Origin of the sequence: uncultured Georgenia sp. (assembly GCF_937958535.1) — a bacterium.
Classification (GTDB): Bacteria; Actinomycetota; Actinomycetes; order Actinomycetales; family Actinomycetaceae; genus Oceanitalea.
Genome location: NZ_CALGNQ010000144.1, coordinates 1 through 1,857, shown reverse-complemented (window position 1 = coordinate 1,857; position 1,857 = coordinate 1). Strand labels below are relative to the sequence as shown.

The 1,857-nt window shown below is 75.0% G+C and carries 2 protein-coding genes; one reads left to right on the top strand and one right to left on the bottom strand.

Translation table 11 applies throughout. The features are described 5' to 3' along the window. The coding region (locus Q0195_RS08005; protein WP_299276849.1) for a protein kinase at positions 1-855 on the bottom strand (855 nt) is incomplete at its 3' end. Between the two features lie 113 nt (positions 856-968). Here Q0195_RS08005 and Q0195_RS08000 point away from each other — a divergent pair. Next, complete coding sequence (locus tag Q0195_RS08000; protein WP_299276846.1) at positions 969-1,694, top strand: DUF4191 domain-containing protein; 726 nt, start codon at positions 969-971, stop codon at positions 1,692-1,694. Positions 1,695-1,857 lie beyond the last annotated feature (163 nt).

Sequence of the window (1,857 nt, the reverse complement as noted above, 5' to 3'; positions counted from 1 at the left end):
CTCACGCTTGCCCGCCGCCGCGCGCAACGCGCGCCGGGTCGAGGCGCGACGCCGGGTGAGGGCGACGTCGTCGTCCCGCATCCGGGCCTGGGCCAGAACGGGTGGGGGTGGCACGGTGATGGGCGCGGCCGGTGCGATGCCCGGGGCGCGGCTCGCGAGGTCGCGTGCCGCGGGCCTGTGTGCGGGGTCGGTGTCCCGGCCGGGGGCGAGGAGTGCGCGCAGCCGTGGCTCGGGCCGGCCGCCGGCAGCCCACTCCACGAGCCGGGCGAGTGCCCACACGTCCCCGGGTGCCCCGGCGGCGCTGCCCCGGCGGCGCTCAGGCGGCACGAAGCCGGGCGTGCCGAGCTCGCCCGCGGTCTGTCCCGCGAGGTCGACGAGCACCGGCACCCCCTCGTCGGTGACGACGACGTTCGCCGGGGAGACGTCGCCGTGGACCACTCCCCGCTCGTGCAGGTGGCCCAGCGCGCTGCCCACTCCGGAGAGCAGCGCCGCGAGCTCGGCGGGCTCCAGCCCGCCGCGGGCGGCGACCACCGTGGCTAGGGTCGGGCCACGCACCCGGTCGCTGACGACGGCGCAGCGGTCGAAGTCGAGGGGCAGCACCTGGCGGATCCGTGCGAGGTGGGGGTGGGTGCCGTGACGCAGCGCGGCCAGCCGGCGCAGCTGGGCCGCTCCGGCCTCCCCGGCAGGCAGCGCGAGCACACTGACCACGACGTCGCGCCCGGCCTGGTCACGGGCGGCCCAGACGGCGCCGTTGGCGCCGAACCCGACGGGGCCTGCGACGTCGTGCCCCGCGACCTGCGGCGGCCGGTCCCCGTACGGTACCGCCGCAGCGGGGCTGCGCCGTCGTCGTCCCATGCGGCCAGCCAAGCGCACCGGGTCCACGCCCGCCGGCGCCGTCCACAGGGTTACCCGAGAGTGGCCGCCCCCACCCGGTTGAGGAGGACTGGTGGCCGGTAGGATTGCCGATCATGGCCCTGAAGAGAAGCAAGAAGGACGCCGCCGAGGGCGCTGCGCCGAAGCCGAAGAAGAAGCGCTGGTACCACCAGCTGTGGGAAGTCTTCCAGATGACCCGCGAGGCGCAGCCCTCGATCACCTGGTGGCTCCTCGGGGCCTTCGTCGTGGTCGTCGGTGTGGGCCTGGCGATCGGGTTCGCCGTCGGCCACCCCGTCTACGTCACACTGCTCAGCCTGCCGGTCGCGCTCATCGTCGTCATGCTGCTGCTCTCGCGCCGCGCCGAGCGGGCCGCCTACTCACGGATCGAGGGCACTCCCGGCGCTGCCGGCTCGGCGCTGTCGACGATCCGACGCGGGTGGAACATCGAGGAGCAGCCGGTCGCCGTCGACCCGCGCAACCAGGACGTCGTCTTCCGGGCGGTGGGCCGGCCGGGCGTCGTCCTCATCAGCGAGGGGCCGAGCCACCGCGTCAAGCGCCTGCTCGAGAACGAGCGCAAGAAGGTCGCGCGCGTCGCCCCGAACGTCGAGATCCACCTCCTCCAGGTGGGCCGTGACGAGGGCCAGGTCCCCCTGCCGAAGCTCGTCCGCACGATGCAGCGGCTCAAGCCCACCCTGACCAAGCCGGAGGTCGCGGCCGTGGCCAAGCGGCTGCGCGCGCTGCAGTCCTCGCGACCGCCCATCCCCAAGGGAATCGACCCGCTGCGCGCCCGTCCCGACCGCCGCGGCATCCGAGGCCGCTGACCGGGTAGGAACGTCCCGCCGGCATGTCCCGACGCCGTCGGGCTGCGTCGCGCCGCTGCACCGGGAGCGCCGCGGCCGGCGCAGCCACCTCAGAGGGCCAGCCAGGCATATGTGTGTCGCGAAGAGTCAGGCTGAACCACCACCTGGATCACCCTGACCCTTC

Coding starts and splice junctions, on each gene's coding strand:
- Q0195_RS08000 (WP_299276846.1), top strand. CDS start 969: ATGGCCCTGAAGAGAAGCAAGAAGGACGCCGCCGAGGGCGCTGCGCCG.